This is a genomic window from Streptomyces sp. DSM 40868 (genome assembly GCF_011820545.1).
GTDB lineage: Bacteria > Actinomycetota > Actinomycetes > Streptomycetales > Streptomycetaceae > Streptomyces > Streptomyces eurythermus.
On sequence record NZ_CP050504.1, the window covers coordinates 9,086,449 to 9,099,195 of the forward strand.

The 12,747-nt window shown below is 67.5% G+C and carries 11 protein-coding genes and 3 pseudogenes; 8 read left to right on the forward strand and 6 right to left on the reverse strand.

The annotated features are described in order from the left end of the window. Positions 1 to 72 precede the first annotated feature (72 nt). Complete coding sequence (locus tag HB370_RS40800; RefSeq protein ID WP_348273520.1) at positions 73 to 546, forward strand: ankyrin repeat domain-containing protein; 474 nt, start codon at positions 73 to 75, stop codon at positions 544 to 546. On the opposite strand, the pseudogene HB370_RS40805 reads toward HB370_RS40800, so the two are convergent. Then, a pseudogene (locus HB370_RS40805) lies at positions 543 to 1,749 on the reverse strand (IS110 family transposase). The gene HB370_RS40800 and the pseudogene HB370_RS40805 overlap by 4 nt on opposite strands. A gap of 288 nt (positions 1,750 to 2,037) precedes the next feature. Continuing rightward, entirely contained in the window at positions 2,038 to 3,789 is a 1,752-nt protein-coding gene (locus HB370_RS40810; protein ID WP_244405952.1) for a cellulase family glycosylhydrolase, read from the reverse strand. Between the two features lie 661 nt (positions 3,790 to 4,450). On the opposite strand from HB370_RS40810, the pseudogene HB370_RS40815 reads away from it, so the two are divergent. Further along, positions 4,451 to 5,389 (forward strand): annotated as a pseudogene (locus tag HB370_RS40815) (IS5 family transposase). Between the two features lie 162 nt (positions 5,390 to 5,551). Here HB370_RS40815 and HB370_RS40820 read toward each other — a convergent pair. The 4 genes from HB370_RS40820 to HB370_RS40830 all read right to left on the reverse strand — a co-directional run bounded on the left by HB370_RS40820 (position 5,552) and on the right by HB370_RS40830 (position 7,440). Next, a complete protein-coding gene (locus tag HB370_RS40820) occupies positions 5,552 to 6,064 on the reverse strand; it encodes a hypothetical protein (protein ID WP_167513306.1) in 513 nt (170 codons plus the stop codon). A gap of 178 nt (positions 6,065 to 6,242) precedes the next feature. Further along, entirely contained in the window at positions 6,243 to 6,524 is a 282-nt protein-coding gene (locus HB370_RS42795) for a hypothetical protein (protein ID WP_348273521.1), read from the reverse strand. Then, a complete protein-coding gene (locus HB370_RS42800) occupies positions 6,433 to 6,915 on the reverse strand; it encodes a polymorphic toxin-type HINT domain-containing protein (protein WP_348273522.1) in 483 nt (160 codons plus the stop codon). Before HB370_RS42800 ends, HB370_RS42795 begins: the two co-directional genes overlap by 92 nt. Before the next feature lie 48 nt (positions 6,916 to 6,963). Then, positions 6,964 to 7,440, reverse strand: a complete 477-nt coding sequence (locus tag HB370_RS40830) for a hypothetical protein (protein WP_167513307.1) — start codon at positions 7,438 to 7,440, stop codon at positions 6,964 to 6,966. A gap of 35 nt (positions 7,441 to 7,475) precedes the next feature. Here HB370_RS40830 and HB370_RS40835 point away from each other — a divergent pair, with 35 nt between their 5' ends. The 6 genes and pseudogenes from HB370_RS40835 to HB370_RS40860 all read left to right on the forward strand — a co-directional run bounded on the left by HB370_RS40835 (position 7,476) and on the right by HB370_RS40860 (position 12,251). After that, positions 7,476 to 8,237 carry a transposase gene (locus HB370_RS40835; protein WP_167513308.1) on the forward strand — a complete coding sequence of 254 codons (762 nt, stop codon included), beginning with the start codon at positions 7,476 to 7,478 and terminating at the stop codon, positions 8,235 to 8,237. A gap of 174 nt (positions 8,238 to 8,411) precedes the next feature. Next, complete coding sequence (locus tag HB370_RS40840; protein WP_167513309.1) at positions 8,412 to 8,600, forward strand: hypothetical protein; 189 nt, start codon at positions 8,412 to 8,414, stop codon at positions 8,598 to 8,600. 312 nt (positions 8,601 to 8,912) lie between these two features. Beyond that, the gene (locus tag HB370_RS40845) at positions 8,913 to 9,506 is read left to right on the forward strand and encodes a hypothetical protein (protein WP_167513310.1); all 594 of its coding nucleotides are present in this window, start codon (positions 8,913 to 8,915) and stop codon (positions 9,504 to 9,506) included. A gap of 72 nt (positions 9,507 to 9,578) precedes the next feature. Continuing rightward, entirely contained in the window at positions 9,579 to 9,836 is a 258-nt protein-coding gene (locus HB370_RS40850) for a hypothetical protein (protein ID WP_208974489.1), read from the forward strand. Positions 9,837 to 10,253: 417 nt separating this feature from the next. Next, positions 10,254 to 11,584: pseudogene (locus HB370_RS40855) on the forward strand (IS701 family transposase). A 301-nt stretch (positions 11,585 to 11,885) separates the two neighbouring features. Beyond that, entirely contained in the window at positions 11,886 to 12,251 is a 366-nt protein-coding gene (locus tag HB370_RS40860) for a hypothetical protein (RefSeq protein WP_167513312.1), read from the forward strand. Positions 12,252 to 12,747 lie beyond the last annotated feature (496 nt).

Sequence of the window (12,747 nt, forward strand, 5' to 3'; positions counted from 1 at the left end):
GCGCAGCTGCTCCCAGTCGACTTCCGGGTGTGCGGCGGAGATCGCGTCGACGGAGGCGGTCGTGTAGTTGGGGTGGGGCAATTGCGGGGGGGGGGTGCCCCTATCTGTTTGGTCAAGCCGGGTGAGGATGGCCGCATGACGGATCGGGACCGGTTGGGACGGACGGCAGTGCACTATGCGGCTGCCGACGGTGATGCGGATGGCTTGAGCGTGCTGTTGGCCGGGGGCGCCGACCCGGAGGAAGGCGATCACGCGGGCTGGACCCCGCTGCATTTCGCGGCTCAGGCTCAGGCCCCATCGGCCATCGAGGTTCTCCTGGCCTCGGGTGCGACGGTCGATGCTGAGGATGGTCATGGCAATACGCCGTTGTGGAGGGCGGTGTTCTGCTCGCAGGGCGAGGGAGTGGTGATCCGGCTGCTGCTGGAAGCCGGTGCCGACCCCGACCGGGGCAACGCTCATGGGGTGAGCCCGCGGGCGCTGGCGGGACGGATCGCCAACTACGACGTGGTTGCCCACCTTCCGGGCGGAGACGGGACTTCGTCCTAGGCTCCGCCGCCTGCCGTGACCGGCCGGGATTCGTAGAAGGTTCCGTCTCGGAGCATCGCGAAGAGGACATCGGCTCGTCGTCTGGTGAGGCAGAGCAGGGCTTGGGTGTGATGCTTGCCCTGGGCGATCTTCTTGTCGTAGTAGGTCCGCGATGCCGGGTCGCCCAGGGCGGCGAACGCGGAGAGGAAGAAAGCCCGTTTGAGCTGCTTGTTCCCTCGCCGAGACGGCTGTTCACCGCGGATCGAGGAGCCCGAGCTCCGGGTCGCCGGGGCGAGACCGGCGTAGGCGGCGAGGTGACCGGCGGTCGGGAAGGTGCTGCCGTCGCCGACCTTGATCAGGATGCGGGCTCCGGTCCTGACGCCGATGCCCGAATCGAGGTCAGGACTTTGGAAAGAGGGTGGGCCTCCAGCAGTTCCTCGATCCGCCCGGCCAGCAGTTTCCGCTGGTCAAGCACGGCCGTCAGCGAGGCGGCGAGGCTCGGGACGATCAGCGCGGCCGCCTCGGTCCCTGGGAGCGTCACGGTCTGTTCGTCCAGCGCGACGAAGATCTCCTCGACCAGCCGTTCGGCCATCCTCGGCGCCTTCGGCCGCAGAAGAGTGACCAGCCGCCGCCTGCCGACCTTGCGGTATCTGGGCCGGGGACCCGAACCGTTCCAGCAGCGTGAGGACGGCCGGATGCTGCAACCGCGGCCCCAGAACCCGTTCCAGTGACGGGTGGACCTGGGTCAGCAGGCCGTGGAGCCGGTTCGCGACCCTGGTCGCTTCGCCGGCCAGGTCGTCGTCGAAGCCGACGATCATCTCCAGCTCGGCGATCGTCTCCTCCTCGCCGTCGATCGCCCGCAAGGTGTGCGGCATCGCCCGGGCGGCGTCGGCAATGATGAACGCGTCCTTCGCGTCAGTCTTGGCCTCGCCCGGGTAGAGGTCGGTGATCCGCCGCATCGTGAGCCCTGGCAGATAGGCGACCGGGGCCCATGTCCCGGGCGACCGCGAGTGGCAGAGCGCCGATCGAGGCCAGCTGGTCGACCACGACCAGCACCGTTCCGTGCTTGGCCTGGAGCTTCGCGAAGAGCTCGCGGAGCTTGGGCTCGGTGTTGGGCAGGCGCTTGTCGAACGCCTTCTTGCCGGCGCGGGTGACGGCGGTGGCGTGGTGTTCGCCCTTGCCGACGTCCAGGCCGAGGAAGACGTCGATGTCGCCGGCGTCGATCACGTGCAGGCCCCTCCATCACGTACTCGTCCGGCCTTGCCTCGGCACCGAGCTGCCACATCCACGTTACGGAGAGCTCTTCCGGCCTTGGGTGAAGCCGGTGCTCAAGCCCCTCATCAGCGGTCTGTCGGTGCCTCCGGGCCCGGTGACACCACCCCTCGGATCATGAACAACAAGGGGGAGGAAGTCATGCCGGACCCGAAGGCCGGAGGCCCCGTTGCGGAGCCACGAAGAAGGTAACGGGGGGGGAAGGCACAGCTGATGCCGGTTGCGGGGCAGCGGCTGTGGTCAGGTTGTGGTGCAGGTCCTGCCGTTGAGGGTGAAGGTGGTCGGGGCAGTGTTCGTGGCGCCCCTGTTGGCGATGAAACCGAGAGTGACGGAACCGCCGGCGGTGATGGTGTCGGTGTAGGAGGCGGGGATTACGCTCACGGAGCCGCCTGTCTGGGTGGGGGTACCGCCCCACATGTTGCTGATGGTCTGGCCGTTGGTGAAGGTGAAGCCGAGCTTCCAGTTGCTGACAGCTGCGGCGCCGGTGTTGCGGATGGTGATCTCGCTCTGGAAGCCGCTTCCCCAGTCCCCTACCAAGCGGTAGCCGACGGAGCAGGTGCCCGCCGGGGTGCCGGTGGTGGTAACGGTAACGGTGGCCGAGCGGGTGGAGCGGTTGCCGGCCGCGTCCTTGGCGTAAACGGCGAAGGTGTAGGCCGTGTTGCCGGACAGCCCTGTGACCGTGGCCCGGTTGGACGCCGAGACGGCCACCTGCGTCTCAGTGCCGCCGGTGACACGGACGATGTCGTAGCCGGTGACGCCCACGTTGTCCGTGGAGGCCGCCCAGCTCAAGGTCGCGGAGGTGGCCGTCACCTCGGAGGCGGTGGGAGTCCCCGGAGCGGTGGGCGCAGCGGTGTCACCGCCGGGATCACCGGCGGTCTGGCTGAGCAGGTGTGCCTTGAACCCCTCACCGTAGGTGCTGGTCGGTGTGCCGTTCCAGTCCTCGATGAGCACACTGCCACCGCTGCAACCCCAAGGGTTCCAGGTCCAGGCCGTGTACCCGACCTTGTTGGCGTCCGCCCAGGCCATCACCTGGTCGATGTAGTCATGGGCGCAGGTGTTCTGACCGATCTCGCCGGCTTGGACCGGCACCTGGGCGGCGACCGCTCCGATGTTGCTGTCCCAGCACGAGGTGGTCACGCAGCCGTTGAAGTTGTAGGAGTGCCATGAGGCCATCAGATTGCCGGTGGGGTCGGCCGGCTTGAATTCCAGCCACCGACTCAGGTTGTTCGTCCACTCCAGACCGCCCGACATGATCACGTTGGTGGTACCGGTGGCGCGTACCGCGTTGACGAGGGTCTGCATGCCGGCGACCGGGTAGGTGATCCCGGCGCAGGTGCCGCCGTCACGCAGACAGGTCCATGCGGCCGTGGCGTCGGACCAGTTGTTGGCCGCGTCCGGGTACGGCTCGTTGAACAGGTCGAAGATGACCGCTCCGTTCCCCTTGAACATCGTGGCCACCTCGGACCAGAACGTGGGGGTGTAGCGCGCGTCCGGCATCGGTTTCTGACAGGTGGCCGCGACGTCCGGGCAGCCTCCGCCAGGGCCGGTGTACTCGCCCCAAGTCCAGTGCAGGTCGAGGATCACGTTGATGCCGTTGGCCACCAGGAGGTCCGCGTAGGTCTTGACCGCCTGCTGGTACGCCGCCGCGCTGGGCGCTGTCGGAGGTAGGTTCCCGGTGCCCAGCCAGCACTCCTCGTTCAGCGGGATCCGGACAGTGTTGATCTTCCATGCCTTCATCGCCTCGATGGCCGCCTGGTCCGTCGGCCCGTCGAATATCTCCTTGCCCTGGACACAGCCGAACTCCCCGCCGGACCGGTTGACGCCCAGTGGGCGGAACGTGGAATTGGACCCGGTGACCAGGCGGTTGCCCGACACGTGCAGTGCCGGCGCCGCGGCGACCGCCGATGCCCTGCCGTCTGCGGCGGACTGACCGGCCGCCGGCGAGGCGACCGCCGAGGCCGGGCCGCCGAATCCGGCCACCGAACCCGCCATAAGCACTCCGGCAATGCCGAAAGCCCGAAGGGCTCTTCGCATGCTCATCGCACTCTCCCTCAACGCACGTATTGGACCGATCACTCCATATGGCACCGCCCGGCGAGAGACTGGCCTCAAAGCGGGTTCCACAGTGGGCAATGCGCCTATACCTGGCTGGATGACCTTCGATACTGCGCATAACGCTGATCTGACGACCATGGGAGCGCTCCCATAGGCAGTGAGCCTAGATGCGCCGGGCAACCGGACGGAAGCTCTCTGCAGCACTTGTTTCTGACGCCGAACCCTGAGGGTTCGGAAGCGGGCAGAGGAGGGGCGCTCCGTCCGGACCCCGCGTTCTGGAGAGCTTGCCTCGTGCGCGAGGACGTGGACGGGGATCTGGCCGTGACGTCGTATGCCACCGCCCAGCGGCGTGGTGACCGGGCCTTCCAGTGCGACGCGACCGCCGTGTTCACGGCGCTGGACGGCACCCGTGCCTACGCCCTGCTCGACGGCGTCGGCGACACCCCGGCCGTCCGCTCCTGGACTCGTACCGCAGCTCTCCGCCTGGCCCGCGCCGGCGCCGAGAGCGTGTGTGAGCACGTGCTAGGGATTGTCTGCCGTTGTGATCAAGTCCGTGTTCTGGGGCCTGTCCGGGATGCCGGTGCGGTAGGACTCCGGTGTGAGACGTGGGCAACTCACGGGCGAGGGACGGGAGTTCGTCGGGCCGTTTCTGCCGCTCGGAAGGTTCGGCCCGTATCCCGAGCGGCTGCGAGAACAGTTCGAGGGGGTGATCTGGCGCTTCCGTACCGGGAGTCAGTGGCGGGAGATGCCCGAGCGGTTCGGCGCCTGGCAGACGGTCTACGACCGCTTCATGCGGTGGCGGGACACGGGCGTCTTCCAGGCCCTGCTGGAAAGAGCGATCGCCGAGGCGGCCCGCAGGGACGAGACCGACCTGTCCCTGGTCAGCGTCGACTCCACCACGGTCCGGGCCCATCATGACGCCTCCGGTATGCGGGTCAGCGAGGAGATCCTGGCCGCACTCGAGGAAGCGGCCTCTCCAAAGGGGGAGCACGCGAGGAAAAAGACGGACAGGACAGCGAGCAGGACCACCTCCAGTCCGAGCGGCGACGCATCCGCCGACGACGGCGGGCCCGGCTGAAAGCCGCCCTGCGCGGCCGCTCTCGTGGCGGGCTGACCAGCAAGTCCATCTGGCCGCCGACAGCCCTCAGTTCATCCCGGTGCTGGACAAGGCGCGGGTGCGCCTGCCGGTCGGCCGTCCCCGCACCCGGCCCGCACCCGGCCCGCGGCCGTGGCGGGCGACAAGGCGTACTCCTCCTACACCAACCGCGCTCGCCTGCGTAAACGGCGTATCAAGGCGGTCATCCCGGAGAGAAGGACCAGGCGGCCAACCGCAGGAAGAAGGGCAGCCGCGGCGGCAGGCCCGTAACCCACGACGCCGGCCTACCGCGACCGCAACACCGTGGAGCGGGCCTTCAATAAGATGAAGGACTGGCGCGGCATCGCGACCCGCTATGACAAGTCACCCGAGAGCTACATCGCCGCACTCCATCTCCGCGCAACGACCATCTGGGTCCGCAGCCCCCTGAAAGCCCGTTGATCACAACCGCAGACAGGCCCTAGTGGACGGCTACTTGATCCAGACCAGGTACCGTTCCTTCTCGATGATCCGGTCGTGGGTGGTACGCGTTCTCTAACTGGTTGGCAGACGACGGCGGCCCGCCGAGGATGACCTGGCGGGCCGCTTCGCACATACGGAAGTTCAGTCGCTGCTGGTGCTGGACGACTCCAGTACTGTGCATACGGATTCCCACCAGGGGAGCCCGTGCCTGACCTGATCGAGGCGGTGGCCTGGATAGCTCGGTGGTGCTTCTGGGACCCCCTGGGCATCCAGGAGGAAGAAGTCCGCCGCCTTGCCCTCGATGGACAACTCACCATCCGGGAACAAACCGAGGTCTATCCGCCACATCCGCTTGACCACGGTGGGGGCGCTCGACATGACCGCGAAGTTCAGCAGGTCTCGCTCCAGCGCCTCCTCACTCCACCTGAACGACCGCAGTCCGCGCACTACGAAGAGCGCGGCATTCCCCGTGCGGTACTGCAAGGCCGTGCGCATGTCCAAGAGCAACCCGGCCCGGCCGGTGAGGGGAGACACTCGGCAGTCGAGCAGGCCGGCCTCTTGCAGAGCGTCGGGCTCACGCAGCGGGTCCCAGCCGATGGGGTCTGATGACGCGCCGTCCGCGCCGCTGATGAATAGGTCTTCGATACGTGTCATGAGATCGGGATGTGGTTGTAGGGATCACTCTTGGGGATACCGACCTGGCCAGTGAGGGGGTTCATGGTCTGACCGCCCTCATTCATATAAATCACGTACCCGTTCGGGTACTGATACGGGCCCTTCGTGACCGGATCCATCACGCGGACATAGGCGACGCGCTCGTGCAGCCCATTGGCTACGGCCTCGCTCTTTTTGATCTCGTAGACCCAACCGCTTCCCTCATCGGTGGTGGCGATGGCTTTGCGGCCCTTGGGCAGCCACAGTGTCTCTCACCCTTGGGCCCGACCACGTTACCGATGAGGCATCTGCTGTTGTGCACCAGGACCGGGGTGTCGCCCGCGAGCACGTAGTACGAGTGCAGGCCGTCAACAGTGAGGTTGTAGGATCGCGCGTGCTTCAAGAGGAACCGGTTGGCGCGGACCGTGACGGTGACGCCGTTGTCGGTCCTCAGCGTCATGCCGGGTTGCAGGGCAAAAAGCCTCCCCCCACTTGCCCGCCGACGGCGACCAGAACGGGTGCTCCTCGATGGTGGTCATCTTCTCTTCGCCGCGCGGGGTGGAAAGCGTGAGCTCGGAAAGGTACTTGTCGTCTTCGGTGACGATAAGGGCCGTGACCCTGCGTGCCCCGGTCTCGCCGGTGACGGGGTCCGTGGCCAGCACTTGGTCCCCAACCCGCACAGCCTCGATGCTCGTGACCGAGCGGTCGGCCATCAGCACCTTGGTGCCCGCCAGGAAACACTCGGCGCACTTCTGCGCCAGCCGCGCGGCACGGCTACTATCGATCGCGCCCTCGACGCCCTCGACTGCCTTCTTCAGCAGTTTGAGCTTGCCGACCGGGAGCGCTGACATGGCCGCTAAGGGCTGTCCCGCAAAGGATCTCCGGGAGTCAGCGGTGCGCTACCCCATGACCTCGCGGGCCGCGTCGAGAAACGCCGACCGGTTGCCCTCCAGGTAGTCCCGCACGCTCTCACCGTCGGGCAAGCCGTGCCACACCGTCCTGTTGAGGTCGAGAAAGTGCGCGTGTGCGGCGTCATGCACGGCCAGAGGGAACTGGATGCGGAGGAGTCGATCAGCGACCCACAACCTGTACATGACGTCCCGGGTCGTGAGGTACCAGTCATCGGTGTCCTCCCACTCGGACGGCCGGGTGTAGGCGCAGCGTTCCGCCTCTGCTGATACCTCGATGAACCGCTCCAGCAGCGCCAGCCGTTCCGCGCGTCGGGTCTCCGACAACGCGATCCGCTGCCGCTGCTGTTCAGCACGTTCCGCTGATTGCTGAGTCCTGTGCTGAACGAGGTAGGACAACACGCCGCCGAGGACAACGCCGCCCAACGATATGAGTGACACCCAGACCTGACCTGCCATGCCGATCATCGTTCCACAGCATCGATCTTCGAGACGATCTCGCTGTGCCTGGTGTGATCACGGCGTCCGAGCCGTCCTGGACAGCCCCATTCACCGGGCTGAGCCCACGTCAGTTCGGCAAGCTGCTCACTGCGCTACGGCGAGAGGGCGCGGATCCGGTCCGCAAGGGCCGACCGTGGAGCCTGCCACTGGAGGACCGGGTCTTGTTGGTGGCTGCGTACTGGCGAACGAATCTAACCTTGCGGCAGCTCGCTCCGCTGTTCGGCATCTCGAAGTCTGCAGCTGACCGCATCATCAACCATCTCGGCCCGTCGCTCGCGCTCCTGCCGCGCAAGCGGTTTCGCAAGGACACCGTACTGATCGTGGACGGAACCCTGGTCCCTACCCGCGACCACACCATCGCCGAGCAGTCGAAAAACTACCGGTACTCGACCAACCACCAAGTCGTCGTCGACGCCGACACCCGACTCGTGGTCGCTGTCGGCCGGCCGCTGCCCGGCAACCGCAATGACTGCAAGGCATGGGAGCTGTCCGGCGCGAAGGATGCCGTGGGCAGGACCACGGTTATTGCAGACGGCGGCTACCGGGGCACCGGCCTGGTCATCCCTCACCGCCGTGAGCGCGGCCAGGCCGAACTCCCCTCCTGGAAAGAGGAACACAACGCGTCCCACCGCAAGGTCCGCTCCCGCGTCGAGCACGTCTTCGCCCGCATGAAGGCGTGGAAGATCCTCCGCGACTGCCGCCTGAAAGGCGACGGCGTCCAGATCGTTCAGGCAGTCTTCGCCCTTCGTCATGCCTCAGCGTGAGGGTGGAAGGGGCTCACTGACGCGTTACGCCGTGCCCTGAGCCGGGACGGCACCGCGGTGCTCACCCACGGCCGTGACCTGCTCACCGGGCCGAACACCGCCATCCTGCGCGACGGCCTGCCCCCCAGGTGCCCTCGTGACCGCCCCGCCGTATCCGTACGGTACGACCGCGGGGTGAGGGCCCTGCTGATCGGGTCGGCCGCGTCCGCGGGTATCCCGGTGGAGGAGCTGTTGCGGCAGATCGGCGCGGCCGCCCACGCCCTGGAGCAGCGCCTCCCCACCGGCCCTGCGGCCGGTGAGCCGTCCGGTGATCCAGGGCCGGGGGCCGGGTCCCACAGCGGTTCTGCGGGAGCGACCCGGTGACGAGGAGTGGGGCGTTGAAAACCTGGTTCCGGATGAGCCGGTCGCTCAGCCGCGGCCGTGCAGCGGCCGGCAGGTCTGTCCCTGGCGCCGCGACGTTTAAGCGAGCTGTCGAAGAGACTGACGAGGCGAGATCGAGGGTCGCGATCTGACGCTCACCTTCTTGCGGAGCAAGCGCGAGCAGGCCCGCCGCTTCCAGCGCAGCGATCCTGTCTCCCTCGGAATGCCTGCGATCCCCCATCAGAAACACCAGGCCACAGACAGGTGAGCAACTCTGCGAACACCAGAAACGCGGCCTGGGTCAGAATCAGGGGCATGGATGTTCCCAAGCTGCTGGAAGCTGCTTCCCTGCTCGTCCCCGAGGAAGTCGCCACCGAGAACGACATCACGGTGGCCGACGTCTGGGAGTACCTCACCCACGACGAGTGGGAGGTGGCTCTCGGGCTGCTGGAGGAACTCGGAGACATCCAACCGCTTCCACTCAGCTTCTGGGAAGCTCTGGCCACCGCAGCCGAGCAGATGCGGATGGAGAAGAGCGCCGCCTGGTGCCACTGGCGCTGCTACGAGACACGCAACGGCATCATCCGGGCCGACCTCACCCTCCGCCCGGCCGCCGAGGCCCGACGACAGACGCCCATCTACGGCGCCGGCGTCCTGCGACCGATGTGGGACATCGGAAACCGAACCTCGACCGGCGAACCGGCCCTTAACGTGGCCATGCTCTGGGTTGAGCGCAGGCCCTGCCTCGAACCTGGCGGGCGAGCCTCGGTGCGACTCGCGCCCCTTGATCCCCAGCAGTGGCAGCACCTTGAGTCCGGCCAGGTGATCACCATGCACGAGGACCGATCCGTGGCCGGGACGGCAGTCGTCCTGGATGTCCAGCGACCTGCGGCCACGCCCCCCGCATAGAGTCGAACGATCAGCAGCGCGGGAGGGGCACATGGCGGCGCAGAGTTGGCAGCTCAGACAGGTGAGCGGCTGGTGGGAACCTTGGCCCTCGAAAGCGGCGACATGTTCTGGTCCGACTGTCGCTTCGAGCCCGGCCCAGCCTGGGAAGGGCTCGCTCCCCTGTTCGCCGCGTCCCGTGATGCCTGGCGCCGTGGTGACGAGGATGCGGCCTTGGCCGCAGACGAGACGCTCTACGCCCAAGACCTTGTCCTCGTTCCAGACAGCGGCGGAGCCCCGACCACGGAGTTCCTGATTCGGATCGAGGGGGAAGTTGCCCGATTTCGTCACTGATCCGGCGCGGTCGCGCTCCTTCGGACTTCCAACGCTCGCGTTGGTGCAGAGAAGGCCCAGGGCGTAGGTGCCGCCCAGGGCCGGCGCGTACGTCCCGCCGGCCGTGACGGGATGCTCAGCGTGCGCCGGGGTGCCGAGGGTGAAGAACTCGTCCTTCCAGCATCGGCGGGCCAGTATCGGCAGGTTCGGATCGGAATAGCCCGGGGGCGTGACGACTGGTGGGACGAGGAGGGCTCTGAGATCAGTCGGCAGGAGTGGGAGTCCGTTGTTGCCGCCGATCCCGATCTGGTCATGCAGCCCATCCCCGATGGCTGGCCTGCCGATGCCTTTTCCTCGGCTTTGATGACGACGCGGTCGGAACGGGAGGACGGGATCGAGGTAGATGCAGCCCGTTGGCGGGCGATGTTCGACCAGGCCATGTCGAGGATCGCCGGCCGGTTCCGCCGGGTCGAGCCGAGGGCGACGGCTCGCGCCTACCTGTTCGGACTGCTCTCCGGCATCGAGCGGAAGAACTGCTGGCGGCTGGCCGAGCAGGCTGGCCACGCCCGCCCTGGACCGATGCAGCGCCTGCTACGAACCGCGCACTGGAGTGCCGATGAGGTCCGCGATGATGTCCGTGCCTACGTCGTCGAGCACCTCGGCGCCGACGACGGCGTGCTGATCGTCGACGAGACCGGATTTTTGAAGAAGGGCCGCGGTTCGGCCGGGGTCCAGGGGCAGTACACCGGAACCGCCGGACGGATCGAGAACAGCCAGGTCGGCGTGTTCCTCGCCTACGCCTCCCATCACGGGCGGGCCTTGATAGACCGCCGTTTGTATCTGCCAGAGCAAGCCTGGTGCCAGGACGGCGAGCGCCGGGCCCGGGCTGGCGTCCCCGACCACGTGGAGTTCGCGACCAAGCCCGCCCTGGCCGGGCGGATGATCGAGGCTGCGCTGGACGCCGGGATCACCACTTCATGGGCGACCGGCGACGAGGCCTACGACCAGGATCCGGGCCTGAGGGCGCTGCTGGAAGCCCGCCGGATCGGCTACGTCCTCGCCGTCGCTTGCAGCACCCGGGTGCGGATCAACCAGGACCGCACCGCAATCCGAGCGGACGTTGCCGCCGACCATCTGCCCGCCTCGGCCTGGCACCGGCAAAGTGCCGGAGCCGGAGCGAAGGGACCCCGCTACTACGACTGGGCCTGGATCGACATCGGCGCCGACGGTCACCGCCACCTACTGATCCGCCGCAACCCCACCAGCGACGAACTCGTCTTCTACCTCTGCTGGTCCCCACGGCGAGTGCCACTGTCAGAGCTGGTCCGGGTCGTCGGCACCAGGTGGTGCATCGAGGAGTGCTTCCAGGCGGCGAAGGGCCAGGTCGGTTGAACCACTACCAGGTCCGCCACTGGACCGCATGGCACCGACACATCACCCTGGCCATGCTCGCGCTGGCCTTCCTCACCGTCCTGGCTGCCGACGCAAAGCCGACCAGACGGGCCGAGCCGAACCGCCCCGCTCGGAGCAGCGAACCGATCAGCCTGACCGTTCCTGAGATCCGCCACCTGCTCGGGGCACTGCTGATCCCACTCACCACCCTGAACAAGTTGCTGGCCTGGTCGACCTGGCGCAGGCTCCATCAGGCCACAGCTCGCCGGAGCCATTACCGACGACGGCAACCGTCGCCCACCTGCGCGACCTGCTCATGGACAGCGGCGTCCTCCCCCGCGTCGGCCGTCAAATCCCGCTCTATCAGCGCTGGCTGACCGCACGGCTCGCCACCATCGAGGACCCCGAGCATCACCGGCTTCTCCGGCGCTTCGCCACCTGGCACCAGAAGCGCCGCCTGCGGGCCACGGCGGCGCAGAGGCCGCTGGGACGCTCCCAGACTCACCAGGCCAAGCAGGAGATCACCCAGGCCGGCGCCTTCCTCGCCTGGCTCGCCGAAACCGAGGCCGCACCATCGAGCACTGCTGGCAGGCCGACATCGACGCCTGGCACACTGAGAAGCTCGCCACCCGGCGCCCCGCCCAGACCTTCCTGCGCTGGTGCATGAGGACCGGCCGGATGCCCCGCCTCACCCTTCCACCCCAGGTCATCGCCGAGGACCAGGCGGCGCTGCACCAGCACCGCCGCCTCGCCCTGCTCCGGCGGACCCTCAACGACGACTCCCTGCCCCTGAGGACCCAGGTGGCCGCCGCGCTCGTTCTTCTCTATGCCCAGCCCGTCAGCCGCATCGTCCGCCTCACCCTCGACGACGTCATCGACCTCGGGGCCACCGTCACCGTCCGGCTGGGAGATCCGCCGTCCCCGCTTCCGGAGCCAGTCGCCGCCTCATGCGGACACACGTCCAGTCCTGCCGGCACCTGCCCTACGCCAGCAGCAGAAGCGCACAGTGGCTCTTCCCCGGCCGCCAGCCCGGACAGCCGATGAACCCGGTCAGCCTCCAGGTCCACCTGCGGAAGATCGGCGTCCCGCCGCAGCGCGACAGGATCTCCGCGATCCGTCAACTTGTCCTCAGGCTTCGGCCCCCGTCATCGCGAGGGCCCTCGGCTACCACGACAAGACCGCTACACGGCTGGTCACCGAAGCCGGAGGAACCTGGAGCCGATACGCCCCCGGCGACCACACACGGTGACACCAGATCCATCGGGAAGAGCACGGCGAAAACCCCAGTCGGCTGGGCTACGTCATCCCTGCCCGACGCCCCTGTCGAGCAGGCCCAGGGCTGAGTACAGGGAGACGGAGAGGGTCATCCATACGACGAATGCCCCACCACCGCAGAGCGCTGCGCGTGGCATGCTTCCGTCCGCTGCCCAAGACAGCACACCAGCGATGACTGCGACTAGCAGAGACAGGACAGTTGCCAGGGCGACGAGCAGGAGGCGCGTCAAAGGTCCGGAACTCAACGACCGACATCCTTCTGTGA

What these genes read in the sequence shown, in the direction of transcription:
- HB370_RS40810 (WP_244405952.1), bottom strand. Translation starts at nt 3,789, where the DNA reads ATGGCGGGTTCGGTGGCCGGATTCGGCGGCCCGGCCTCGGCGGTCGCC.
- HB370_RS40820 (WP_167513306.1), bottom strand. Translation starts at nt 6,064, where the DNA reads ATGACACGTATCGAAGACCTATTCATCAGCGGCGCGGACGGCGCGTCA.
- HB370_RS42795 (WP_348273521.1), bottom strand. Translation starts at nt 6,524, where the DNA reads ATGACGCTGAGGACCGACAACGGCGTCACCGTCACGGTCCGCGCCAAC.
- HB370_RS42800 (WP_348273522.1), bottom strand. Translation starts at nt 6,915, where the DNA reads ATGTCAGCGCTCCCGGTCGGCAAGCTCAAACTGCTGAAGAAGGCAGTC.
- HB370_RS40830 (WP_167513307.1), bottom strand. Translation starts at nt 7,440, where the DNA reads ATGATCGGCATGGCAGGTCAGGTCTGGGTGTCACTCATATCGTTGGGC.
- HB370_RS40845 (WP_167513310.1), top strand. Translation starts at nt 8,913, where the DNA reads ATGGATGTTCCCAAGCTGCTGGAAGCTGCTTCCCTGCTCGTCCCCGAG.
- HB370_RS40860 (WP_167513312.1), top strand. Translation starts at nt 11,886, where the DNA reads ATGCCCCGCCTCACCCTTCCACCCCAGGTCATCGCCGAGGACCAGGCG.